We start from the raw sequence: 25725 nt of genomic DNA, 5'->3' as shown, positions 1-25725 counted from the left end.
TCCTGTTAACCTTCTATACTTTCACTAAACAATAATTCCTTTTTTTAGAAATAATTTTTTATGAGAAATTTCAGAAAGCTCTCTTGAATGTGTTACTGTTATAATTGTTTGACGTTTATTTTCATTAATTTGTTTGAAAATATTAAAAATTTTCTCACTTGTTTCATTATCTAGATTCCCAGTAGGCTCATCAAGAAGCAAAATTTTAGGATCATTGATCAAGGCACGTGCTATTGCGACTCTTTGTTTTTCTCCACCAGAGAGTTCGTTAGGCTTATGAGCAGCTCTATGAGAAAGACCCACATCATTTAAAAGATCAAGAGCTTTTTTTTCTATTTCTTTTTTTTTATTAAAGTCTTGAGTTAATGCAGGGATCATGACATTTTCAAGAGCGGTAAATTCAGGAAGTAGGTAATGAAATTGGAAAACAAAACCAATCATTTTATTTCGTATTAAATCTATCGAAGAACTATTGACAGAAATTTCATCTCCATTTATATAAATTTCTCCAGAAGTGGCAGAATCTAAAAGGCCGATTAAATTTAAAAGTGTAGTTTTTCCAGAACCAGATTGGCCAAGAATAGATATAAAATCTCCTTCTTCAACTTGAAGATTTAAATTTTTAATAATCTCAAGAGTCTCGGTTTTGGTAGAATAATTTTTACAAATATTTTTTAATTCTAGTATGATTTTTTTAGTCATGTCTTAAAGCCTCCACTATTTTAAGTTTGCCAGCTTTATATGCTGGAAAAATGCTAGATAAAAAAATTAAAACTATATTTGCGGCGATTATAATAAAAAGTTCTTTAGCTGAAAGTTCAACAGGAACTTTAGATAAATAATATATGGATGATATTTCAGGGAGTGAGTAAGTTTTTATATACCAAAGAAGAAACAGAGATATAAAAACTCCTAAAATAATTCCGATAAATCCTAGAATTATACCCTGTATTAAAAAAATTTTAACAATACTACTGTGAGATATCCCCATAGACCTCATAATTCCAATGTAACGAATTTTCTCTCTAACCATTGTATTCAAAATAACCCAAACTACAAACCCTGCAATAAGAACAATAAGTGAAAAACCTATAACCATCACTGTTTTTTCAAGATTGAGTGCTTTTAAAAGATTTTGATTTAAACTTCCCCAAGTTCTATTATAAAGACCAGTATCTTCATAAATTTTATTAGAAATAATTTCAGCAGTATAAGGATTTTTTAAAATTAAATCCAAGGAGCTAACAGTGTTGTCTCTTTCAGTTATGTATTGTGCTGTTTTTAGAGGGAGAATAACCATAGATAGATCATAATCATAATATCCACTCTGAAAAGTACCCATGATTTCGAGTTTTAACTCCTTATTATTTGCGGAGATAACACTTATAGGGTCACCAAGGCGTGCACCCAGTCGATTAAATAGCTCTTCACCGATTAAGATGCCTTTTTTATTATCTAAGTCTACACTACCGTGTTTTATTTTGTTTTCTAAGTTAAGAGCCGGAATGGCTTGTTTTAAATCCATACCTTCTAGTTTAACTCCAGAAACATGAGTTCCTAAAATACCATTATATTTTATAATCCCCTGAGTAGAAACTTTCGGAATAACACCTTTCACTTGTGGGTATTTTAAAAAAATGTTTTCTAATTCTGTAAAATTTTTAATATTTTCATTACCGATGACAGTGATATGACTGGAAAGAGAAAGAATACTTTCAATCATATTTTTATTTAGTCCATTCGAGATTCCAATTGAAACTGTAAGAACGATAATTCCAATTGCGATACCTAGTAGACCTATAAAACTTTGTTTTTTATGTTCGAAAATATGTTTTTTAGCTATAAAAAATTCAAATAACATTAATTCACCTCGTATTAGTTAGTAAAAAGAGTTTTTATTAAAATCTCTTTCAATTGCTCTGTTGTAATATTTAGATTTAAAGATGTTTTTAAATCTTCTAATTGTAATTCGCCTAAATATTTTTCATCAATAATATTTTCAACATGAAGTATCTCTAAATCTTGTGGCGTAAGTTCATTTATTGTTTTTAAAAAAATATTTCCATAGTTTTTAAACTTTTGGTTACCAACACCTCTTATTTTTAGCATTTCCCAACGATTTTTTGGTTTTTTTTCTGCCATTTCCAAAAGAGTTAAGTCAGAAAAAATTATATATGGTGCAACATTTTCTTTTTCAGATATATCTTTTCTCAAAATATTTAATGTTTCAAAGAGAGGATTCTCAAAATAATCAAATGTGACAGATTCATTTGTTTTTCTAAAAATTGCTTTAATATTTTTTAAAACATCAAAAGCTTTTGATGTTAATTTTAAAGTAGGAAAGCTTCCAGCACTTTGCTGTAGATATTGCTCAGAGATTAGATAGTAAATAAATTCCTCTAACCAAGTTCGATTATAGTCAGACATAATACCAAATGTTGAGAGTTTAAAATATTCTTTTCTCTCAATTTTAGTATCAACTTTTCCCATTAAAATATTAGTAAGAGTGGATATACCAATAGACTCTTTACTTCTTCCTATACAAGAAAAAATTTTTTGTCCCTCCAAGGTAAAAGATTTTACATCTTTAAAATTTTTACAATTACCACAATTACCACAATAATTTTTTATTCGTTTATCTCCAAAATATTTTAGAATATATTCTCGATAACAACTTTCTAAGTAAGCATAGTCAACCATTTGATCAAGTTTTTTATTTTTTTTAATTTTTAAATCTTTAGTACTGTCTTCATTTTGTTCTATTAAAAACTCTTGCGTAGACACATCCTCTTCTAAAAATAGAAGAATTGCTTCTGAAGGAGCACCGTCTCTTCCAGCTCTTCCAGCTTCCTGATAATAGCTTTCTAAATCTTTTGGAATATTTCTGTGAATAACATATCTGACATTAGATTTATCAATTCCCATTCCAAAAGCATTTGTGGCAATCATAATGTTAATGTTGTCTTTTAAAAATTCATCTTGGAAGATAGAGCGTTCTTTTTCTTCTAATCCAGCATGATATTTTCCAACATTAAATCCTTTGAGCTGTAAATAACTATAAAGATTGTCAACCTCTTTTCTAGTGGACGCATAGATTATTCCAGATTTTTTTTCATTGCGTTTTAAATATTCCACTATAAAAGCTTCAGGAACTATATTTTTTTCAACCTTAAAGGTAATATTATCTCGATCAAACCCATCAACATGAACTTTAGGACCTCGAAGTTCTAACTTTTCAATAATATCCTCTCTAACTTTTAAAGTGGCTGTAGCTGTAAGGGCTAAAACTTGAGGATGTTGCTCTATTTTTCTTAAAAAATTAGGGATTTCAAGATAACTTTTTCTAAAATCATGGCCCCATTGAGAGATACAATGAGCTTCATCAACAGCAATTAGAGATAAAGGAATATTTTTTATGAAAGAGATGAAATTTTCATTCATAAGTCTTTCAGGAGCAATATATAGAAGTTTTATTTTTTTAGATTTTATACCGTGAATTAATTTAATGTATTCATCTCTAGATAGAGTAGAATTTAAAAATCCAGCATGTACACCCAGATACTTTAAAGAATCTACTTGATCTTTCATAAGAGATATTAGTGGAGAGATAACAAGTGTTAGATGAGGGTATAGAAGAGCTGGAATTTGGTAACATATAGATTTTCCACCACCTGTAGACATAACACCTAAAGTATCTCTTTTAGAAAGAACGGAATTAATTATAGCGCCCTGTCCTTTTCTAAAATTATCATAACCGTATATTGTTTTTAATAATTGCTTTGCTTTTAATTTCATAACTTCCTTTCTAAATAAAGTTTAGTTTTACTAGATTTTAACATAATAAAGATAATTTTTATATAAATAATATTCAAATTTATTAAAATTCATAGTAAAATATAATGAATATATGTAAAATGGAGGAAAAAATGATTTTAGTAACATATGAACAACTTTTGAAAGAAAGAAATTACACATTGATAGATGTTAGGACTCCAAAAGAGTTTGAAGAAGAACCAATTCCAGGTGCTATAAACATTCCTTTACTGTTGGATGATGAGAGAGTAGATGTGGGAACAGCATATAAACAAGTTTCTCCTGAAAAAGCCAAGGAACTAGGAGTTGAAGCTATTGCTAAAAGACTGCCAGATATATTTAGAGAGGTTCAGAAACATGCAAAAGGAAGATTGGCATTCTATTGTGCTCGTGGCGGGATGAGAAGTGGATCTATGTCTGCACTTTTTTCTGCTTTGGGATATACAACTTGGAAATTAGAAGGAGGATATAAAGGATACAGACAGTATATACTTGAAGAGATTCCAAAATTGAATGAAGGGATAGAATATTATGTTTTACATGGGAAAACAGGAATAGGAAAAACAAAAGTTTTACAAAGATTGGATGAAATGGGATATTCTGTTTTAGATTTAGAGAAAATGGCAGATCATAAAGGGTCTTTTTTTGGAGGAGTTTGTGAGAAAAGAGCACAGAGCCAAAAAAGATTTGAATCTTTGATTTTTGATTATTTATATAAGAATAGACCTGACTATGTTTTAGCAGAAAGTGAAAGTAAAAGAATAGGAAATGTATATGTTCCTGAATCAGTCTTCACATCGCTTGCAAATGCGACACATTTATCTCTAGATACAACAATAGAGCAAAGAGTGGATATAATCAGAGAGGATTATGCAGGAGCTAAAATAGAGGAGTTACAAAGCTGTTTAGATAGAGTTAAAAGGTATATAGATAATAGCATGTATGATGAGTTTACAAAACTATTAAATGAGTCTAAAATAGATGAACTATCAAAAGTATTGATGACTGATTATTACGATCCTCTTTATCAAAAAAGTATTGAAAAATATGAATATGATACAGAAATATTTTATGAAACTCTTGAAGTGGGAGTGGAGAAAGTGGTGAGATATCTAAATGAAAAAGGTATTTATGGAAAAGAGGCTACTAAATAAAATTGTTTTAGTATTATTCTCCTTTTCACTTGGGGTTATAATATACCTTTTGTTTAGAAGTAGAAAACTGTTTTATTATAAATTTATAGAAGTTGCACATTTGAACTATCTAGTGGAGGATATAAGGAAAAGTGTGTGGGTCTATAGAAAATATATTCCAAATTGGATAATTTATTCTTTGCCAGATGGATTGTGGATTTTTTCATTTGGTGTAGCGATGCTTCATAATAGAATTTTTTACAAAACTGCTCAGAAGGTATTTAATATAATATTTTTTTTCATGATAGGCCTAGAGTTTTTTCAAAATAGCTATGGTGGACATGGGACTTTTATAGGCACTTATGATTTTGCAGATCTATTATGTTTCACAATAGGATTTTTATTAGCTTCAACGATTGGGTATATAAATTGGAGCAGAGATTATAAAAATAAAAACATTTTAAATGAATCTAAAATTTATAGAAAAGAGATAAAAAAAAACCTAATGATTGTAATTGTATTTACAATATTAGGTCTTTTACCAGCCTTAGTTAAATAAATTTATCTAAGAGTGATTTGATTATTTTCTAAAGAATCTATTATAGCAAGGGACTCAAGATGTAGCCCTTGCTTTTTTAATATCTCTCCTCCAGGTTGGAATCCTTTTTCAATAGCAATACCAATACCAGCAACAGTAGCGCCGGCTTCATCAACAATATTTTTAAGCCCTATAATGGCATTTCCCATAGCTAAAAAATCATCGACAATTAAGACATTATCTTGAGAAGTTAAAAACTCTTTTGAAACAGTTATATTATAGTCAGTTTTTTTTGTAAAAGAGTGAACAGTTGCGTTGTAAGCCTCTCCCATAGTTGAAGGTTTTTTCTTTTTAGCAAAAACCATGGGAACTTTTAAAGCATAAGCAACAGCAATAGCAATAGCAATACCAGAAGCTTCAATAGTTAAAACTTTATTAATTTTTTTATCGCTAAAACGATTTTTGAACTCTTCACCGATTTCCATCATAAGAATAGGATCAATCTGGTGGTTGATAAAACTATCCACTTTAAGAATAGAACTATCAGTAACAGCTCCATATTTTTCAATATATTCTTTTAATAATTTCATAAAATTTCCTCCGATATTTCTAATAATTTTAAATCTTCTTTTGTGTCTATATCAAAAAACTCAATTGAGTTTTCAAACGTACATTTAATAAAACAAGTTTTGTTTAGAATCTCTCTTCCCCCTGAATCACCTTTGAGCTCCAATAAATTTTTAGAGTATTTTTTAGGAAATAAAACAGGTGCATATTTTTGGTTATTTACAAATGGAACAATAATTTTATTGTGTATTTGAAATTTCCAAATGATTTTAAGAAGAGAAAATTTAGTTAAAAAAGGCATATCTCCAGGAATAAAAATAAAACCATCGAGAGTAGCAAATTTAGTACCTAAAACTACGGCTTGACTTTGTCCTAAGTGAGAAAAAATATTCTCTAGATATTTAAAACCATAAGTATGAGCAAGATTTAGGTATAGATAATCTTTTCCAATAAGCATTTTCTCTTTAAATTGTAGTTGTGTAACATTAAAGAGAACATGCTCTAAAAGAGTCATTTTGTTTTTTAATTTTATATCCAGTTTATTTGTTCCAAAACGCTTTGAAAATCCAGACGCTAAAATAATAGCGGTAATATTTTTAAATTTGGAGATAGAGCTGTTAAAGACAGAACCAAAATAGATATTGTTACTTTTTATAGAATTTGCAATCTCAAAAAAATATTCAAAAAATTTAAGAGACTCAATTTTATTGAAGAAAATAATATTTTGACCTTTAGAATTTTTAAAAAAGACCTCCCTATCAATATAGTTAATAATATCCTCTTTGGTGATTGAAGTAGAGTTTTGCAGAAATTGCTCTGTATATAAATTAAATCTGTGAATAGTTGATTCAGATTTGACCTCCCCTAAAGTAGTTATATCAATAACAGCAATAGTTTTAGTTGATATACTAAGTATTTGTGGCTCATTTTCTTTCCATCCTTTCAAAGATTTACCAGAGCTCCCATCAGCTTCAATAAGAATATAATCAAATTTACTCTTTAATTTATTAACGTCTTCAAAGGAAGCACTTTGTATTTTATTATCTATAATATTTGGACAATAGAGATATATATAATTATCCTGAGGAGATATAGAGTGAATCTCCTCAGGACCTATAAAAATTAATTTAATTTTCTTTGTATCTTTTGGTTTGAAAATTTTTGTAGTTGTTGTGATAAGAACAGTTCCTTTTTCAGAAAGAGAATTTGCTAAAAAAAACATTAAAGATGTCTTTCCGCCAGCTCCCGTAATAGAAACGATATCCCCTTTATCAATATTAAAAAGTTCAACCATAATCACTCCTATATATTTAGAATTCCCATAAGAATTTTTTCAGAAGTTGCGGGTAGGTCTCTAACCCTTACTTTTGTGGCTCTATAAATGGCATCTATAATAGCTGGAGCAGGAGTATTAATAACTACTTCACCAACTGATTTAGCTCCAAAAGGACCTGTTTTTTCATATGAATTTGAGAATTCAACTCTAATTTTTTTACATTCTATTCTAGAAGGTATCTTATATTGCATAAATGAATCGGAGATAACTCTTCCTTTCTTATCATACTTTATATCTTCAAAAAGTGCAAGACCTATTCCTTGAGAAGTTCCACCTTCAACTTGAACTTTAACAAGGTTAGGATTTATAGGAGTTCCACAATCAACAACAGAAAGATAGTCAGTAACCACAACTTCTCCGGTTAAGGTATCCACTTCAACTTCGGCAAATCCTGCAATAAAAGGTGGAGGTGAAGTATCACCGCCCCAAGTTCCAGTAGTAGTGATTTGATTCATACCTTCAAAAGATATTGAACGTTGAGCAAACTCTTCTAAAGAGATAATTTTATCTTCAAATTTAATAGTGTCTCCTAGGTATTCAATAGAATCTATATCAACATTAAACATTTTAGAAGCGCCTTTTAAAATCTCTTCTTTCATCTTATTAGCAGCGATGATCACTGCATTTCCAGTGACATATGTTCCACTTGAAGCATAAGCCCCAGGGTCATATGGAGAAATATCGGTGTCAGCAGTATGAATAACAATTTTACTCATAGGAATTTCTAGAACTTCAGCAGCGATTTGTGTTAAGATTGTATCGCATCCTTGTCCCATTTCAGTAACACCAATCATAAGAGTAAAATCTCCACGATCACCTAATTTAATTGTAGCTGCAGCAGTATCAATGCCTGCTATTCCAGAACCTTGCATAGTAACAGCCATTCCGACAGCTCTAATCTTGTTAGAAGCAACTTCTTTAGGAATGAATTTTTCATTCCAGTTAAATTTTTCTTTTCCAATTTCTACACACTTTTTAATATCGCCACTACTTATGTACTTCCCTTCTCCAGGTTCAACTAAATTTTTCATTCTGACTTCAGATGGGTCAAGGTTTAGCTTATGTGCTAATTCATTGATTATGGACTCTACGGCAAAAGTTCCTTGTGTAGCTCCATAACCTCTAAAAGCTCCAGCATTCATAGTATTTGTATAGACTATGTGAGCATTAAATCTCATTGGAACTTTTTCATAAAGAGGAAAAGTTTTATATGAAACCAGAGATGTAACTGTGGGAGCGTGTTCGCCATAGGCCCCTGTGTTTGATAGAGTGTTTATATCAATAGCTTTGATGTTTCCTTCTAAATCGGCACCAATTTTAACATCAAGTCTCATAGCGTGTCTTGTCGTTGTACAAGTATGGGTTTCCTTTCTATTATATATAATTTTAGAAGGTTTTCCTGTCTTTAGCGTAACAAAAGCACTATATATTTCACATACAGCAGTTTGTTTACCACCAAAGCCACCTCCAACTTTAGGTTTGATAACTCTAAGTTTACTACTAGGAACATCTAAAGCCCTTGCAAGGTGTCTTCTAACATGAAAAGGTATTTGTGTAGAGGTAATAGTAGTTAATCTTTCATTAGAATCAAAATAGCTGTATGATCTATATGTTTCCATCATGGCATGAATTTGAGGTTGTGTGTAGTAGGTTCTTTCTAAAATAATATCACTATTTGCAAACCCTTCATCCACACCAGGTTTTTCATCATAGGCTTTTGAAACTATATTTCTTTCTTTTTCATAACCTATCTCAAAGTTTGTATGCACATCCTCTGGATGAATAATTGTATCTGAATCGATAGCTTTTTCAAAATCTAAAATAGGAGTTAAAACGTCATAGTTAATCTTTATAAGTTTCATAGCTTTTTCAGCAGATTTTTCATCTTCAGCAGCAATAATAGCCACAGGGTCACCAACATATCGAACATACTCGTCAAGTATTCTTCTGTCATAGGGTGATGGTTCAGGAAAGCCCTGTCCAGCAAGAGTAAATCGTGTTTTAGGAGTGTCTTCGTGGGTATAGATCGCTTCTACTCCTGGAACTTTAAGAGCGATAGAAGTATCGATAGAGTTAATTTTAGCAAAAGCGTGTGGAGATCTTAAAAGCTTTATAATAAGAACATTGTTATTCAAAACTAAATCGTCAGTATAAGAGGGCGAACCACTAACAAGTCCCATACCATCAATTTTTGGAACAGAGGTATTAACAATTTTCATTTTTAATCGCCTCCATAAATTTTTTTATAGCTCTAAGTTGTGAAACATATCCGCTACATCTACATAAGTTACCATTTAAATAGTGCATAATATCATCATCACTTGGATTTTTTAACTCTCTTATCATAGCAATAACAGTAAGGGTGAAACCTGGTGAACAAAAGCCACATTGTTCAGCCCCTTCTTGAGTCATAAAAGAAGCAAAAAGTTTAGCTTCTTTTGGGAAATGTTCAATAGTAGAGATTTTTTTACCTTCAACTCTAGCAGAAAGTGTACTGCAAGATAGAATAGGAGAGTCGTTTAAGAGAACAGTACAAAGACCACAAGCGCCAGTATCGCACCCTTTTTTAACACTTAAATATCCTGCACTTCTAAGAGTATCAACTAAATATTCATCATCTTTTATAAGTAGTTCTTTTTTTCTATTATTTATAGTAGTAGTTAATAACATTTATTTTAAAACCTCCTGAATGCCTTTTTTTAATAATGCGGTTAAAAGAAGTTCTCTATAAACTTTAGAGCTTCTCATATTTGAATCTAGAGATATCTCCTCACTAATATGTTTTAAAGCATCAATGATAGAAAGTTCTAGGTTATCACTATTATTCAAGATACTCATGGTTTCTTTGGCTAGGACAGCTCTTCCTGGTCTAGAGCCAACAGCTATAGATATGTTGTTTTTATTGTTACAAATGGCTAAATTTATAATAGAGTAATCGGTTTTACTTTTTCTAACGGTTTGAAAAGAACATACAGTTTTAATTTTAGGAATTAAAACCTCCACTAAGATATCTTGTCTTACAGTGGTTTCTTTTAGAAAATCTTCTAAAGTAACAATACCGCCAGCAAAAAGCTTTATTTTAGTTCCAAGAGCAAGTAAAACAGGAATCAAATCAGAAAAACCATACTTACTAAAAACAGTTGCTCCAGCAGTAACATTTTTTCTGAATTGTACGCCAATAATATCTTTAAGAGCTATATTAAAAATGTTACCAAAATAAGTATTTAAAATATGATTTGTCTCAAGATCTCTAAAATTAGTCATAGAACCAATAGTAATGAAGTCATCTTTTTCTTCAATATAGTTAAGATTTAAGTTAGAAATATCAATAGCAGTATTCCAAGAAGTATTTCCCATTCTTAAATAAGAAGTTCCGCCAAGAATTATATTTTTTTTATTTTTTAATAATTCTGAATAGGCAACATCAAGAGATGGTGCTAAAAAAAAATTTGAAAAAGCAAACAAATTAAAACCTCCAATTAAATAAAATTTATGCAGTTTTTTCTACAACTTTTTTCTCCTCTTGAGGAAGAATTAGATTTAGAAAAACAGCTATAGAACCTGAAACGACAATACCTGAACCACCAAAAATAAGTTTTATACTTTCTGGGAAGATGTTTAAAGCAGCAGGAACATTTCCTAATCCATACCCCAAACCTAAAGACACTGCCAAAATAACTGCATTTCTTCCAACAAGAGGATCTTTTGTAATTAAATTAATTCCACTTATAGATATCATAGCAAATACCATAACTAAGCTTCCACCAATAACGCTGGCCGGAATAATTGTGAAAAGAGCTCCAATTTTAGGAATAAAAGCTCCTATGACTAAGAACATCGCCCCGGTAGCAACAACAAATCTGCTCATAATACCAGTCATTGCAATAATACCTGTATTTTGACTAAAAGATGTTGTTGGTAAAACTGAAAAGAATGCTGCAAAAGCACTTCCAAGTCCATCGGCAAGAATACCTCCAGAAAGTTCTCTATCAGTGGTTTCTCTTCCAGCCCCACCCATAGTAACTCCAGACATATCACCAACAGTTTCAACTGCAGAAACTATAAACATTAAGACCATAGCCAGTATTGCATCGAAGTGAAAACTAAAACCAAACATCATAGGTTTTGGAATAGTTAAATACTCAGCTTGCATCAATGGTGCAAGATCAACTTTCCCCAATATAAGAGCAATGATAAAACCAACAATAGTACCAATAAATATAGAACCAGTACTCAGAATTCCCTTTGTAAACTGCTTAAAAAAAACAACAGTCCCAAGAACAATGGTTCCAATAAATAGATTTTCTAAAGATCCAAAATCAACAGCTCCAACTCCACCAGCAAAACTGTTAATACCAACTGGTAAAAGTGAAAGTCCTATTGAAAGAACAACAACTCCGGTAACAATTGGAGGAAAAAATTTTCTAACTTTTTTAATAACTAGACCCAGAAGACCTTCAAAAATGCCACCGATAAGTGCTGCGCCTAAAACTCCTTCAAAACCATATTTCATTCCAATTGAGATAGCAACAGGAACAAAAGCAAAACTTGTACCAACAACGATTGGGAGTTTAGCTCCGATTGGGCCAATTGTATAAGCTTGAATAAGAGTATTTAGTCCAGCAACAAGCATAGATGCTTGAATAAGGAGTGTTTTTTGTTCAGATGAGATTCCTAAAACACCAGCAACAATAATAATAGGGGTGATATTACTAACAAACATTGCTAGAATATGTTGAAGCCCTAAAGGTAATGCGGTTTTAAGTTCTGGAACTCCATCCAAGTGATAAGGTGACCTATTTTTTTTCATTTATAATCCTCCTAAAATTTTTATCAAATTTTACTCAAATATATGGGATTAAAAATTGTAGAGAATAAAAAAAGATTATCTGTTTTTCACTCTCTACAAGTGAAAAATAGATAATCTAAAAAATCTAGATAAAAATCTATTTATTTCACCCATAGTGACTAATTTAAGGTTAGTCGTAGAAACTTCCGCCCGTATTGCGGATATATATGAGTAGCTATTTAACAAAGCTTATAAAAATAAGTTTTGTTTGAAACTTTTTTAATATTTGCTCTTAAAATACACTTGAAAAAATTTAACTATGTTGTCTAGTGAAATTAAGAACTTTTCATTTTAAAAATAATATCATAAATTTTATCACAATTCAAGAATAATTTAAGTTTTTAGCAAAATATAAGAGTGTTTTTTTACTTTAATTTAACAAAAAAAAGTTTATTATCTTTTGAAAGTGTTTTACAGAATAAATATCCATCTAGAGAAAAGCTTTTTAAAAGTTCTAAATTAACAATTTGGTTTTTTACAAGATGATTTAGTAGTTTACCCCTCATTTTCTTAGCCTCAGTACTTATATTTTTAAGAAGGCCATCATAACTTTGTCGGAATTCGATATCTATAATATGGTATCTTTTTCTATCCAGTAGCTTACTAAATTCAGAAGAAGCTAGATTGATAATACATTCATCTTTTTCAAAAAAAAATTCAATTGAAGATTTCCAATAACTATAAAGATGGAAATCTTCAATTTTTGCAGTCATATCTAGTCGATATGGATGTATTAAAGTTTCAGGAGAGAGAATACCGTAAAGAGCAGAAAATATTGTGAGATGATTTTTTAAGTACTCTATATTTTCTAATGAGTATTCCTCTGGTTGCAAATGGCTAAAACTCACACCATTATAGAGCTCAATTGCTTTATATTTTGGGAGCGTATAAAAATTATTATAGCGAATAAAGGTTTCATCTAAAAGAGAACCCTTAATTTTTAGAGCTATTCCTAATTCAGATTTTGATAGCTTTTGCAGAGAATCGACTAGTCTTTCTGTTTTTTCAGGGAAAAGCATCTGTTTCTCTGTATTTAAATTTGTAAATTTTCTATATTTCATTCCCTTGCTGGGAGAAAAAATTATTTTCATAAATCCTCGTTTCGTAATTAAATTTATAGTTTAGGGTAATTCAATGAATACTTTATTTATCCACATGTCCATTAGTTTTACTCGGCAAGTTTTTGACCATTCAATAATAAAATCAACAATTTCGTCAGGTAAATCCCCTTCAATGAGCTCTAGAGAGTTTAAGTCAAAAAGAGCATTAGAATTACCATAAAGAGCATGAAAATGTGGTGGAAGCTTGTCGTTAAAAAACATTTTAATAGTAATTTCATTAAACGTAGCAATTACAGGCATATATATCTCCTTTTAAAAAAATTATTTTGAAAAACATTCACCAATTTCCCAACAGTGGCCAACTTTATTCCCGGTTTTAAAATATGATTTTGTAGGCATTTCAAAAAGAATGGGTTTTAGTATATCGTAATCAATATTTTCATTAGCATCTAAAACTTCGGATTTTGCATGGGTATGCTTTATTTTTAGAATATATTGGTTGTGGTTTTGGGTTTCATAATTATCAATAACTTCACACTCCATAACAACAGGAGATAAGTTGATCATGGGGACGTTTTTAATTCCAACAGTGTAATCAAAGACGTTTGACTTATCAACAGTTCTGCCACTAACCATACCAACAAAATCAGTAGCTGTTAGCATCTCTTCAGTAACAATATTAACAGAGACCATAAGTTTATCTTTGATAATTTCATTGCTATAATGGAGCTTATGAATACTTAGCATTATTGAATCTGAGCCAACAATTCCAATATGTGCTATATTGATCCAATTAACCTTTTCATATTCATCCATCATTCCTACAACAACAGTAGGAGTTGGATACAGAGCTACAACAGGACCTAAATTTTTCCACATAAAGACCACCTCTTTAAAGTTTATAGTTGATTATGATATATCTACTTTAAATTTTTTAAATTCCTTTATTGATCAAAAACTATCAAATTTATTTTTTTTCCTGATAAGTTTCAAAAAATTCTTTGTTTGCAATTCTATAAATTTCGGAATAATCTAAAGGAGAAACAAGGAAATCTCCATTTTTTACAATCATTTCCTCACCCCAAGGAGCAATAATGAAGAAAGTATCTTTGTTTTTAACTTTAACAGCTTTAATCTCCCCAATAGGTTGAAATATGTCCCATTTTTTATTTTTATTTTTAATAAATTTATATCTTTTTTCAAATTTAGATTTAGGAATAATATATTCTTCCTTTGCTTCAGTTGTATTTTTAACAATATAACTGGCCTCAGTCACAGTATTTGTGGTTTCAAGTCCATCTTTAGTATACGTTTTGATAACTTCTCCTATTACTCCCTCTCTGGCAAGAATAGGTTTGAATTTTTCAAATGTAGTACTATTTTTTAAAGAATCAGTCAACTGGGTTTTTAGAAAATTTTGAGAAATACCGATGTGATTAGCATAAGTTAAGTTTCCAATTAAAAGTCCAAGTAGTAATAGTTTTTTCATTTAATCCTCCGTTTATATTATAATAGTTATTTGTTTTCATTTAAAAGTTCGTTGATAGAAGCTAATCGAGATTTTCCATTCTCATCAATATTTTTACTAATTGAAGTGAGTAAAAATTCTAAAAGTGTCTGTGTAGAAATAATAGAGTTAAAATAGCTAATACCTCTTATATCAGTAAATAAAGTAAGGTCTCCCAAGTTTGCAACTGGAGATGTTGTTTTGTCAGTAATTACAATGATTTTAGCATTTGTTTTTTTTGCTAAATCAATTAAAAGAGTGTAGGTTTTAGAGTATTTAGGATGAGCTATTAAAAGCAAACAATCTTCCTCTTTGATATCGATTATATTTTTTATGAGCTCAGAATTATTTTCATTATGTGTGACAACATCTTTTAAAATAAATCCAAGTCTTAGACCAAAGAAAGCTGTAGGTCCAGAAGTACTTTTAAATCCAACTATAAATTTTTTATTGGAATTTAAAATTATATCAATAGCTTTTTGTATTTTTTTTGAATTATTTATATTCAAAGTTTCTTGAATATTTCGATTAATACATTCTAAAAAATTTTCCATTAAATTATTATTTTTTAAAAGTTCTTCATTGAGGGTGAGTTTTTCAGAAGGGGTTAAAATTTTATTACTAACTTGCTGTTTTAAACTATCTTTAAACTCTTTGAAGTTATTAAAACCCAATGATTTTACAAATCGGATTACAGAAGTGTCACTCACTTTAAGTTCTTGAGCAATATCTGTAGATGTTAAAAAATATAGACGATTTTCATTGTGGAAGAAAAAGTCAGCGATAACTATTTCTGTTTTAGTAAAATTTTTATTGGTTATTCTTTTTTCTAAAGAATCTATCATAGGTTATCTCCTTAAAATGTTCTTTTTATATAGCTTAACATATTTTTCTAAATATATAAATATAAAAAATTCAGTTAAAAATAACGAAAAATAGAACATAAAGTTCAAAAAAAACTTGACTATTTCAAAATAAACAAGTATATTTAAAATATAAATAAACATTTTTTAAAAATACTGTTTATTGAAAAACATTTTGGAGGGTATAATGATTAAAAAATCAAACAGTGGAAAAAAGATGAGTTTTCCACACACATATGTAATTATTTTTTCTTTGATAATTTTTGCAGTTTTATTAACATGGATAGTTCCAGCGGGACACTTTCCGAGAATAAAAGATGCTGTTACGGGGAAAACAGTTATCGTGGCGGATCAATTTAGTTTTGTAAAAAATACACCAGTAAATTTTTTGGATATTCCATTCAAAATAGTGGATGCTTTAAATAAATCTAGTAGCATAATATTTTTAGTTTTAATTGTTGGAGGAGCTTTCCATGTAATTATAAAAACAGGGATGTTTCAAGCATTAACTTCTAAGGTTACAAAAGTTTTTTCTGACAAAGAAGAGATGATAATACCTGCATTTACAACAGTGTTTGCAGTAGCTTGTATGAGCATGGGAGTAAATACATTTATTGGTTTTGCCCCTGTGGCGATTATTCTTTCAAGATCTATGGGATATGATGCAATTGTTGGAATATCAATGGTAGCTTTAGGTGGAGCAATAGGATTTAGTACAGGAACATTCAATCCATTTACAACAGGTGTAGCTCAAGCGTTAGCAGGACTACCGATGTTTTCTGGGTTAGGCTACAGAATATTTTGTTTATTAGTATTTTTAGTGGTGACAAATATCTATATAATTAACTATGCTAAAAAAATTAAAAAAAATCCTGAACTTAGTGTAGTTAGAGATTTAGAAAAATTAGAAAACAGCATAGAGAATGCAAATGGTCCTATGCCAGAAATAGAGAGTAGACATTATCTAGTTCTAGGAATTGTTGTTGGGTTGTTTGGAGTGTTAATATATGGTGGAGCAGCTTGGCATTGGGGACTCAATCAAAGTGCAGGATTATTTATTTGGATGGCAATACTTGGAGGTTTAGCTTATGGATTCTCACCAAGCACAATAGCAAAGGAATTTGTAAATGGAGCGAAAGCACTTGTATTTGGAGCGTTAATAATAGGTATAGCAAGAACGATATCAATAATTTTAGACGATGGGAAAATTTTAGATACAGCAGTTTATTACTTGGGAAATATGTTGGCATCATTACCACAGATACTTCAATCCATTGGAATGTTATTGATGCAGCTATTTATAAATGGGTTAGTTACATCTGGTAGTGGACAAGCAGCAGTAACAATGCCTATAATGCTTCCAGTAGCAGACATGATTGGAATGACTAGACAAACTGCAGTTTTAGCATTTAATTTTGGAGATGGGTTTAGTAACTATGTATTACCGACATCTTCCGCACTTATGGGGTTTTTAGCAATAGCTAATGTATCTTATGAAGACTGGATGAAGTATATGGGGAAGTTATTTCTAATTTGGATAGCTACTGGGTCGGTACTAATAATTATAGCAAATTGGATTGGATATGGTCCATTCTAAAGAAGGAGAAAATTAATGAAACAACAAATTTTACAGTATATTGATAGAGAAAGAAAAATATTGACATCTTTAGGTGATTTTATTTTTGACAATCCTGAGATTGGTTTAGAGGAGTTTCAAAGTTCAAAAAAAATAATTGACATTTTGGAAAAAAATGGATTTAAGATAGAGATGGGAATCGGGGGCTTTGAAACAGCTTTTCGAGCAACTTATGAAAATGGGATAGATGGAGCATCAATAGGACTTTTATGTGAATATGATGCTTTGGAAGGAATGGGTCATGCTTGTGCACACCATCTTCAAGGCCCGAGTGTCCTGGGAGCAGCCTTGAGTTTAAAGGAAAATTTAAAAGTTGAAAATTATAAGATTGTAGTCTATGGAACTCCCGCTGAAGAAACAATAGGCGCAAAAGTAAAGATGTTAGAGAATGGTTGTTTCAATGACATAGATGTAGCTCTCATGATGCATGGGGCTCCAGATACGACAACAGATATAAAATCGTTGGCATTATCTAATTTTACAGTTAAATTCCACGGGGTAAGATCCCATGCTGCGCTGGCACCTGAAAAAGGAAGAAGCGCATTAGATGGACTTCTGATACTATTTCAAGGGATAGAATTTTTAAGAGAACATGTTAGGGAAGAGGTTAAGATGCATTATACAATAACAAATGCGGGTGGACCTGCCAATGTTGTTCCTAAATATGCAGAAGCAAAGTTTAGTTTGAGATCATATGATAGAGCTTATTTAAATCATGTTATAGAAAGGTTTAAAAAGGTGGTTCAAGGAGCTTCTTTAATGACAGAAACAGAATTTGAAGTTATAGAAACAAAATCATTAAATAATAAAATTCCTGTATTAAAACTTAACCAGATACTAATGGATAATGCTAAAATTATGAAGGCACCTAGAATATCTCCACCAAGAGAAAAGACAGGGTCTACAGATTTTGGAAATGTAATGTACCATGTACCAGGTTCTTGTATCAGAGTTGCTTTTGTACCGCAAGGAACTTCGTCTCATTCAGATGAATTTTTAGCTGCTGGAAAGACAGAGGAAGCACATGCAGCTATTTTATTAGGAGCTAAAATTCTTGCAGGATCAGCATATGATATAATAACAAATAAAGAATATTTTGAAGAGATTAAAAGAGAATTTGAAGAAAATAAAATGAAAAGTAATAAAATTTAAAAAAATCTGAGGTTTATAGCCTCAGATTTTTTATATCATATCTTATTATATCAGAAAATTTATTTTCTAAGATCTTTCTTAAAATATCTCTTTCGTCTTCATAGTAAGTAGAGTTATCATTTTGCTTTGTTTTGATAGTATAAGTTTCTTTAAAAGCAAATGGTTTTATACTAGGGAATGGAGAACTGTTAAATACTTTATAAACACCACTTATGAATATTTTTTTTCTTTTAGAAAATATTTTTGTTCCATTAATTTCATCTGTAGATGTTTCAAGAGTTACAATATCAATATCGTTAAAGACAATATCAATAAAATAATTATGAGAATTCACAGGAGAAATATAGGTATATCCTTTAAAGAAAGTATAGTTTCCAAGATCTCTATTGAGATTTCGATCAGCAGCAGAAATAAGCGAATTATTAACAAGTGTATCAAGTTGTGAAAATCCTCTAAAAGAACTCCGTATGTATAAATTTATACTAACTTGATTTTCGAAGTCTTTAACTATACTGGAAATGGTATAACTATTATTATACTTTAATAAAGATTTATAGAAATTAATTTTTTGGATTTTTGCATATCGATCAAGTCCAAAACGTTCATCTTTTTCGACATACTTTTCAAAGACTTTGACAATATTAGATTTGGAGTTGCTAAAAGATATATAATCAATATGTATAGTTGGAATTTTAGGATTAATTTTTTTAAACTCTTCAACTGTAAGTAAATATAATTTTAAGGCATTAATATCAGCTTCAGTATAATTTGTTTTAATTAAAATTTTATTTTTAATAGAAGTAATCTCTTGGTATTGCTTTTTAAATTCATTTATTCCAATAATTGAATTAGGAGAATAATCTAAACCAGAGATAAGATCTAGCATACCATCGGTAGTGAGCCCTTTATATTTATATACTTCAATAGCGTTGTGTATTTTATTATCTCCAATAGAGGTCATAAGTGCACTACAACTACTTAAAATAAAGGTTGAAATAAAAAATATAAAAAGAAGTGATTTTTTTTTCATACAAAACCTCCTGTAAAATTCTAAGTAGATTATACCATTTTTAAAGAAAAAATCTTATCAAAACATGAAAAAAATTGAAATTTTAATGAGGTTGTGATAAAATTAATTAAAAGAATAAAAAAGTTTACTCATATATTTTGGAGATATGGTCCAATAGTTTCTACGTCTTTGCCTTAAATAAAGACGCTATGGGTAGAACTTATACTATAAATGTCACAGAGAAGTGGTATCTATTTTTATGTGAATTAATTTAAGTGTAAATTCTATCCTAGATTAGAGTTTACACTTTTTTTATTACACTAAGTATATTTGGAGGGGTTTTGTGAAACAAATATTGATAAAAAATGCATACATAATTTCTATGAACAAGAGAAGAGAAATATTTAATAATGGTTCAATATTAATTGAAGGAAATATAATAAAAGCAATTGGGAAAGTTGAGCAAAATTTAATTGAAAGAGATGCGGAAATTTACGATGCAAAAGGGAAAATTATACTACCTGGTTTTGTAAATACACATGTTCACCTATCTCAGCAACTTGGAAGAGGAATCGCAGACGATGTAGATTTACTTACTTGGTTGAGAGAGAGGGTATGGCCATATGAAAGTAATTTTGATTATGAAGCATCTTTAATATCTTCAACTGCATGTTGTGCAGAAATGATTAAATCGGGAGTTACAACTTTTTTAGAAGCTGGGGGTCAATATGTAGAAGCGATGGCAGAAGCTGTGAGAACTATGGGGCTTAGAGCTGGACTTTCTAAGTCTGTAATGGATCAAGGAGAGGGGTTACCTTCAAATTGGGTAAAGACAGCTGATGAAGAATTAAATGTTCAAAAAGAGTTGTTTGATAAATATCATAATACAGCAGATGGAAGAATAAAAATATGGTTTGGACTGAGGACAATATTTAATAATTCAGATGATTTGATAATTAAAACTAAAAAAATGGCGGATGAGTTAGAAACAGGTATACATATGCATATAGCAGAAATTGCAGCCGAAAATAGTTTTATAGAAGAGACTAGAGGGAATTCAACAGTTGAACATCTACATAAATTAGGAGCTTTGGGTAAAAATTTACTTGCAGTACATACGGTTTGGTTAACTGATAGAGAAATTGATTTATTTAGACTTTATGATGTAAAAGTTTCTCATAATCCAGCGGCAGCGATGAAGGTTGTTTTAGGGTTTGCAAGAATTCCGGAAATGTTAGAAAAAGGGTTAAAAGTTTCCATAGGAACAGATGGAGCGCCATCTAATAACAGAATGGATATGATGAGAGAGATGTATTTAACATCGCTTATACATAAAGGAAGAACATTAAATCCAAAAGTTCTTCCAGCTGAAGAAGTTTTAGAAATGGCAACAATCAATGGAGCTAAATGTGCACTTTTAGATAAGGAGATTGGGAGTTTAGAGATTGGAAAAAAGGCAGATTTAGTAATTTTAAATCCAAATTCATTGCATTCTTTACCTTTGCATGATCCAGTGGCAAATATAGTTTATACAATGTCTAGTGAAAATGTTGAGTCAACAATTTGTGATGGGAAATGGCTTATGAAGGAGAGAACACTTTTAGTTATAGATGAACAAGATCTATTAGAAAAAGTAAAAGAAAAATCGATTGAAATTAAAGAGAGAGCAAATATAAATTTACCGAATAGATTTCCAATTGTAGAGATATTATAAGGATAGGAGAAATATAAGATGGATAAAGTGGGAATTAAGAAAAATACAGTGTTAGATATTTTTGATAAATTTTTTAAAATAGAGGAGAGAGGAAGTACCATAAAAACCGAAATAATGGGTGGAATTACAACGTTTTTAACAATGGCGTACATTGTATTTGTAAATCCAGAAGTACTCTCAGCAACAGGGATGGACAAAGGGGCATTGATAACTGTAACTTGCTTGGCAACTGCAATAGGAACAGGTATTGCAGCATTTTGGGCAAACGCGCCATTTGCTTTGGCGCCAGGAATGGGATTAAATGCATTTTTCACATATACTTTAGTACTAGGTCAAGGTGTACCTTGGGAAGACGCGTTAGGTGTTGTTTTTTTATCAGGATTGTTTTTTTTAATAATGACTCTTGGTGGAATACGAGAAAAAATTGCGAATGCAATTCCAACAGTAGTATCTACTGCAGCGACATCTGGAATAGGACTTTTTATAGCGTTTATTGGTTTGAAAAACATGGGCGTTATAGTTAGTAACTCAGCTACATTTGTTGGATTGGGAGCCTTTTCTTTACCTACAGTTTTGGGTCTTTTAGGTCTGTGTATTATGGTGATATGTGAGGTTAGAAAAATAAATGGGGGTATACTTATAAGCATAGCTGTGACAACTGTTCTGGGAATGTTTTTTGGAATAGTCGATACCCCAGCATCAATAATATCAATGCCACCATCTATAAATCCGATATTTATGAAAATTAATATCTTAGGAGCTTTAAAGATATCTTTGATAGGTTCGATATTTTCATTTATGTTTATAGATTTGTTTGATTCGTTGGGATTCATGATGGCTTGCTATAAAAATATGGGGCTTGTACAGGGAGATGAAGGTTCAAAAGGGCTAAAAAGAATGTTGCAAGTAGATGTATCCTCCACCTTGATAGGAGCAGTTCTAGGAACAAGTACAGTGACTTCATTTGCAGAATCAGCAGCAGGAATTGCAGCGGGAGCAAGAACAGGATTGGCATCGGTAGTTACAAGTATGTTGTTTTTATTAGCACTGCTATTTACACCAATAGTTGGAATTGTTCCAGGTTATGCTTCAGCTCCAGCACTTGTTCTTGTGGGAGTATTTATGTTTAAGTCTATAGCGAAGATAGATTTTTATGATATAAAGGTTGCGGCCCCAGCTTTTTTAACGATAGTTATGATGCCATTGACTTATAGTATAAGTATAGGATTAAGTTTTGGATTTGTTGGATATATAGTAACTCACATAGCAGCGGGTGAAATTAAACAAATAAATACTACTCTATGGGTAATAGGGATGCTATCTGTAATAAATTTAGTTTTGTGAAATTAGAGTAATAACAAAAAAACTTCTCTCAATTAATTCCAAGGGAAGTTTTTTTGTTTGGTAAAAAATTGATTTGAGAAAATAAAAAATGAGAGTATAATATACACAAATAAATTTTGGAGGAGAGATGGATAATATATCATTAATATTAATTTCAATTGGACTAGCAATGGATGCATTTGCTGTTTCTTTAACTGAAGGGTTAGCAATAAAAAAATTACGGAAGAGAAGTATTTTGAAAATAGCTTTGATATTTGGAGGATTTCAAGCAATAATGCCGTACATAGGTTGGAGAGTAGGAGGAGTTTTTGCAGATAAAATATCACAATATGATTATATAATAACAACGATATTGCTTCTACTTATAGGTGGAAAAATGATTTATGACGGATGGAAAGATGAAGAGTGTGAAGTTAAAGGGAAGTGCAGTTCAAATTCAAATCTATTAATTTTAGGTTTTGCAACGAGTATTGATGCATTGGCTATAGGGTTTTCATTTTCATTGGTTTCAAACTTAGATATATACTATTCAATACAGGTTATTGGTGCTGTTACATTTTTAATAGCTTCCATAGGAGTATATTTAGGGCATAGAGTGGGGCATTTAATAAGTTATAAAACAGAGTATTTAGGAGGTGGGATTTTAGTTCTTATGGGTCTAAAATCTTTAGTTGGTCATTTTATATAAGGAGTAGATAAATATGGAACAATTGTTTTTGATAAACTTAGCTTTTTTATTAGCTATACTTCCAATACTGTATATTAGACGATCGTTTTTTAGAAGAAATATATTTTTAGGAAGATTCTTAGGAAATTATATATTTTTAGCACATTATATGTTTTTTTTATTGATAGTATTGGGGATAGTAAATTATTTTTTTTATGAGTTGTCTGAGTTAAATATATTGATTTTAAGTTTAATTATTTTACCTATATTTTTTATATATGCATATAATAATTTTTCTAAACCTAGAATTATAAAAGAAGAAATACATTTAGAAAAAAAATCAGAAAACAAAAAAATGAGGATAGCTTTTATTTCAGATATACATCTTTCGGCACTGACAAATAAAAAAAAAATAGAGAGCTCTTTAGAACAAATAAAGGAGCAGGAAGTAGATATATTACTGATAGGAGGAGATTTAATAGATTTTAGTTGTAGGGACATTAAATCAGATTTTACAAATAGCTTTAGGGCTATTACTCCAAGATTGGGTATCTACGCAGTTGTAGGAAATCATGAGTACCATGGTGGAATTCATGAGAATATAAAGTACATAAAATCTTTAGGAATTAAAGTCATGAAAGATGATGTTTTTAATGTAGAAGGTCTAAATATTATAGGTAGAGATGATATTACAAATAAAAAAAGAAAAAAATTGGCATATTTGACAAAAAAAATAGATATGGATTTTCCAACAGTTGTATTGGATCATAATCCGATATCTATAGATGAGGCAATAGACAACAAAATAGATTTACAACTTTGTGGGCATACACATAGAGGACAGTTTTTTCCGTATAATTTAATTGTAAAAAGAATGTATAAAAATTATCATGGATATAAAAACTTTGGTGGAACTCATACAGTTGTAAGTTCAGGATTTAGTTCATGGTTAATACCGTATAGAGTGAACAGTACAAGTGAAATAAATATTATAGATATATATTATTAAAAAAAGAGAGCGGCAAAATTTATGCCACTCTTTTTTTTCTATTCTTTTTCTTCGTTTTCTCTATCTTCTTCATCACGAACTTCACTAGCTTCAGCCTCAACATTTGGTTCTAATATATCTGGAATCTTAGTTTCAGGGATTTTTTTTTCCATAATAAAACACCTCACTTTTAGTTTAATAATCTTTCTAGAGTTATTCTTCTTAAAAGGTTTGAAATTTCCTTTAATAATGTTAAAATATTTTGTCTACAGAATTGTGTGAAAAATAAAAAGATAAAAAAATGGAGGGAATTTGTGAAAAAAATATTATTGATATCGCAACTAATACTGAGTTTATCAATTTATGGACAAGGGTTTGAATTGGTAACTTTAGGAAGTGATGGTGGGGTTATGGATGGGAATGTGTCAGGATATCTTTTGAAAGGTGAAGGGGATGAAAATTTTATAGCCTTAGATGCAGGGACGATTCTTCCGGGAATAAAAGTGGGTTTAGAGAAGGGAAGTTTTAAAAATACGATTATTCCAAAAGAAACAGAGTGGAATGATATTGGTTATATATTTAGAGAAAAAGTTAAAGGATATTTAATATCTCATGCTCATCTTGATCATATTTCAGGATTGGTGATATCTTCAACAGAGGATACCAAGAAAAATATATATGGACTAAACAGTACCGTTGAAACAATGAAAAATAATATTTTTAATTGGCAAATTTGGCCAAATTTTGCGAATGAAGGAGAAGGATTTAAATTAAATCAGTATACTTATAAGGTATTAGACTTAAACAAGGAATATGTTTTAGAAAATACAAAGTTAAAGGTTAAAACATTTCCGTTAAGTCATAGTAATTATGAATCATCAATGTTTTTAATCGAAAATGAAGGAGATTACTTGGCTTATTTTGGAGATGTTGGACCTGATAAGATAGAAAGAACAGATAAGTTAGAGAAGACATATAGAGCTTTGGGCCCACTTTTGAAAAATAAAAAAATCAAAGGAATAATGATAGAGGTATCATTTGACAATTCAAAAAAAGATGAGGCTTTATTTGGGCATTTAACACCGATGTGGATAAACAAGGAGTTAGATATTTTAGCGAAATATTCTGGAATTGAAAATTTAGAAGGTTTAAATATTATTATAACACATATAAAACCAAGTTTAAAAAAGAATGATGATATGAGAGAACGTATAAAAAAAGAATTGAATGAAAGTAATATATATAAAGTTAATTATATATTTCCAACACAAGGAGATTTGTTGTTATTAAAATAAAGAGGCTGACTAAAAAGTCCTACGCAAAAAATGAGAGTCTTCTTCAAATTTTGTGTAAACTCTAAAAAATTAGAGTGATTTTTATATTTTTAGGGATGATTTTTTTAAGTCATCCCTTTTTAAATATCAATTTTTAAATATTTTGGTGTAAAATTAATTTTATTAATTTTAAATTCTTCCTTCAAAATATATTTGGAGTTGTGAAATCATTTGTCCCCACTCTCTTTGACGGCTTGTCCATTTTTTGGTAATG

24 protein-coding genes and 2 riboswitches are annotated in these 25725 nt (G+C 30.2%); of the genes, 9 read left to right on the top strand and 15 right to left on the bottom strand.

Translation table 11 applies throughout. From position 1 onward, the window contains the following. Nucleotides 1-24: 24 nt before the first annotated feature. The 3 genes from Q0V67_RS06190 to recQ are packed head-to-tail and all read right to left on the bottom strand — an operon-like array spanning nucleotide 25 to nucleotide 3795. A complete protein-coding gene (locus tag Q0V67_RS06190) occupies nucleotides 25-702 on the bottom strand; it encodes an ABC transporter ATP-binding protein (RefSeq protein ID WP_297598055.1) in 678 nt (225 codons plus the stop codon). Next, on the bottom strand, nucleotides 695-1861 hold the full coding sequence (locus Q0V67_RS06185; RefSeq protein ID WP_297598054.1) for an ABC transporter permease: 1167 nt from the start codon (nucleotides 1859-1861) through the stop codon (nucleotides 695-697). The genes Q0V67_RS06190 and Q0V67_RS06185 overlap by 8 nt, the downstream gene beginning before the upstream one ends. A 14-nt stretch (nucleotides 1862-1875) precedes the next feature. Then, nucleotides 1876-3795, bottom strand: coding sequence for a DNA helicase RecQ (gene recQ, locus Q0V67_RS06180; protein ID WP_297598053.1), 1920 nt, complete (start codon nucleotides 3793-3795; stop codon nucleotides 1876-1878). Between the two features lie 131 nt (nucleotides 3796-3926). Between recQ and mnmH the strand changes: the two genes are divergently transcribed. Then, entirely contained in the window at nucleotides 3927-4967 is a 1041-nt protein-coding gene (gene mnmH, locus Q0V67_RS06175; protein WP_297598052.1) for a tRNA 2-selenouridine(34) synthase MnmH, read from the top strand. Beyond that, a complete protein-coding gene (locus Q0V67_RS06170) occupies nucleotides 4930-5505 on the top strand; it encodes a hypothetical protein (RefSeq protein ID WP_297598050.1) in 576 nt (191 codons plus the stop codon). The genes mnmH and Q0V67_RS06170 overlap by 38 nt, the downstream gene beginning before the upstream one ends. Nucleotides 5506-5507: 2 nt before the next feature. Here the strand turns inward: Q0V67_RS06170 and Q0V67_RS06165 are convergent, their stop codons facing one another. The 11 genes from Q0V67_RS06165 to Q0V67_RS06115 form a co-directional block, all read right to left on the bottom strand. Next, the gene (locus Q0V67_RS06165; RefSeq protein WP_297598048.1) at nucleotides 5508-6074 is read right to left on the bottom strand and encodes a xanthine phosphoribosyltransferase; all 567 of its coding nucleotides are present in this window, start codon (nucleotides 6072-6074) and stop codon (nucleotides 5508-5510) included. Next, nucleotides 6071-7345, bottom strand: a complete 1275-nt coding sequence (yqeC, locus tag Q0V67_RS06160; protein ID WP_297598047.1) for a selenium cofactor biosynthesis protein YqeC — start codon at nucleotides 7343-7345, stop codon at nucleotides 6071-6073. Before yqeC ends, Q0V67_RS06165 begins: the two co-directional genes overlap by 4 nt. 8 nt (nucleotides 7346-7353) lie before the next feature. Next, nucleotides 7354-9606 (bottom strand): molybdopterin cofactor-binding domain-containing protein, encoded by a 2253-nt coding sequence (locus tag Q0V67_RS06155; protein ID WP_297598045.1) that lies wholly within the window; start codon nucleotides 9604-9606, stop codon nucleotides 7354-7356. Beyond that, the gene (locus Q0V67_RS06150) at nucleotides 9593-10057 is read right to left on the bottom strand and encodes a 2Fe-2S iron-sulfur cluster-binding protein (protein ID WP_297598044.1); all 465 of its coding nucleotides are present in this window, start codon (nucleotides 10055-10057) and stop codon (nucleotides 9593-9595) included. Before Q0V67_RS06150 ends, Q0V67_RS06155 begins: the two co-directional genes overlap by 14 nt. Continuing rightward, nucleotides 10058-10852, bottom strand: coding sequence for an FAD binding domain-containing protein (locus Q0V67_RS06145; RefSeq protein WP_297598043.1), 795 nt, complete (start codon nucleotides 10850-10852; stop codon nucleotides 10058-10060). Nucleotides 10853-10877: 25 nt separating this feature from the next. Further along, on the bottom strand, nucleotides 10878-12197 hold the full coding sequence (locus Q0V67_RS06140; protein ID WP_297598041.1) for a nucleobase:cation symporter-2 family protein: 1320 nt from the start codon (nucleotides 12195-12197) through the stop codon (nucleotides 10878-10880). A gap of 132 nt (nucleotides 12198-12329) precedes the next feature. Beyond that, a riboswitch (purine riboswitch) is annotated at nucleotides 12330-12427 on the bottom strand. 174 nt (nucleotides 12428-12601) lie between these two features. After that, nucleotides 12602-13327 (bottom strand): YaaA family protein, encoded by a 726-nt coding sequence (locus tag Q0V67_RS06135; protein WP_297598039.1) that lies wholly within the window; start codon nucleotides 13325-13327, stop codon nucleotides 12602-12604. Between the two features lie 30 nt (nucleotides 13328-13357). Continuing rightward, nucleotides 13358-13597 (bottom strand): DUF4160 domain-containing protein, encoded by a 240-nt coding sequence (locus tag Q0V67_RS06130; protein WP_297598037.1) that lies wholly within the window; start codon nucleotides 13595-13597, stop codon nucleotides 13358-13360. 21 nt (nucleotides 13598-13618) lie between these two features. Then, the gene (locus tag Q0V67_RS06125) at nucleotides 13619-14176 is read right to left on the bottom strand and encodes a flavin reductase (protein ID WP_297598092.1); all 558 of its coding nucleotides are present in this window, start codon (nucleotides 14174-14176) and stop codon (nucleotides 13619-13621) included. 88 nt (nucleotides 14177-14264) lie between these two features. Further along, a complete protein-coding gene (locus tag Q0V67_RS06120) occupies nucleotides 14265-14786 on the bottom strand; it encodes a hypothetical protein (protein WP_297598035.1) in 522 nt (173 codons plus the stop codon). Between the two features lie 26 nt (nucleotides 14787-14812). Further along, nucleotides 14813-15649, bottom strand: a complete 837-nt coding sequence (locus Q0V67_RS06115) for a MurR/RpiR family transcriptional regulator (RefSeq protein ID WP_297598032.1) — start codon at nucleotides 15647-15649, stop codon at nucleotides 14813-14815. Nucleotides 15650-15854: 205 nt separating this feature from the next. Between Q0V67_RS06115 and Q0V67_RS06110 the strand changes: the two genes are divergently transcribed. Together Q0V67_RS06110 and Q0V67_RS06105 are read left to right on the top strand one after the other, a co-directional pair. After that, nucleotides 15855-17264: an AbgT family transporter gene (locus Q0V67_RS06110; RefSeq protein WP_297598030.1), complete on the top strand. Its 1410-nt coding sequence runs from the start codon at nucleotides 15855-15857 to the stop codon at nucleotides 17262-17264. A 15-nt stretch (nucleotides 17265-17279) separates the two neighbouring features. Beyond that, on the top strand, nucleotides 17280-18455 hold the full coding sequence (locus tag Q0V67_RS06105; RefSeq protein ID WP_297598029.1) for a M20 family metallopeptidase: 1176 nt from the start codon (nucleotides 17280-17282) through the stop codon (nucleotides 18453-18455). A 13-nt stretch (nucleotides 18456-18468) separates the two neighbouring features. Here the strand turns inward: Q0V67_RS06105 and Q0V67_RS06100 are convergent, their stop codons facing one another. Continuing rightward, a complete protein-coding gene (locus Q0V67_RS06100; protein ID WP_297598027.1) occupies nucleotides 18469-19485 on the bottom strand; it encodes a hypothetical protein in 1017 nt (338 codons plus the stop codon). A 108-nt stretch (nucleotides 19486-19593) separates the two neighbouring features. Then, nucleotides 19594-19694, top strand: a riboswitch (purine riboswitch). Nucleotides 19695-19807: 113 nt separating this feature from the next. Between Q0V67_RS06100 and Q0V67_RS06095 the strand changes: the two genes are divergently transcribed. From Q0V67_RS06095 to Q0V67_RS06075, 5 genes are all read left to right on the top strand, one after another. Continuing rightward, complete coding sequence (locus Q0V67_RS06095) at nucleotides 19808-21178, top strand: amidohydrolase (RefSeq protein WP_297598025.1); 1371 nt, start codon at nucleotides 19808-19810, stop codon at nucleotides 21176-21178. Nucleotides 21179-21196: 18 nt separating this feature from the next. Then, nucleotides 21197-22522: an NCS2 family permease gene (locus tag Q0V67_RS06090; RefSeq protein ID WP_297598023.1), complete on the top strand. Its 1326-nt coding sequence runs from the start codon at nucleotides 21197-21199 to the stop codon at nucleotides 22520-22522. Nucleotides 22523-22649: 127 nt separating this feature from the next. Continuing rightward, a complete protein-coding gene (locus tag Q0V67_RS06085) occupies nucleotides 22650-23210 on the top strand; it encodes a manganese efflux pump MntP family protein (RefSeq protein WP_297598022.1) in 561 nt (186 codons plus the stop codon). 13 nt (nucleotides 23211-23223) lie between these two features. Beyond that, nucleotides 23224-24198, top strand: a complete 975-nt coding sequence (locus tag Q0V67_RS06080; RefSeq protein WP_297598020.1) for a metallophosphoesterase — start codon at nucleotides 23224-23226, stop codon at nucleotides 24196-24198. Between the two features lie 293 nt (nucleotides 24199-24491). Beyond that, nucleotides 24492-25472, top strand: a complete 981-nt coding sequence (locus Q0V67_RS06075) for a 3',5'-cyclic-nucleotide phosphodiesterase (protein ID WP_297598018.1) — start codon at nucleotides 24492-24494, stop codon at nucleotides 25470-25472. The last annotated feature ends 253 nt before the right edge of the window (nucleotides 25473-25725 follow it).

Source organism: uncultured Cetobacterium sp. (assembly GCF_947072685.1).
GTDB lineage: Bacteria > Fusobacteriota > Fusobacteriia > Fusobacteriales > Fusobacteriaceae > Cetobacterium_A.
This window is presented reverse-complemented; position numbering and strand designations above follow the sequence as displayed.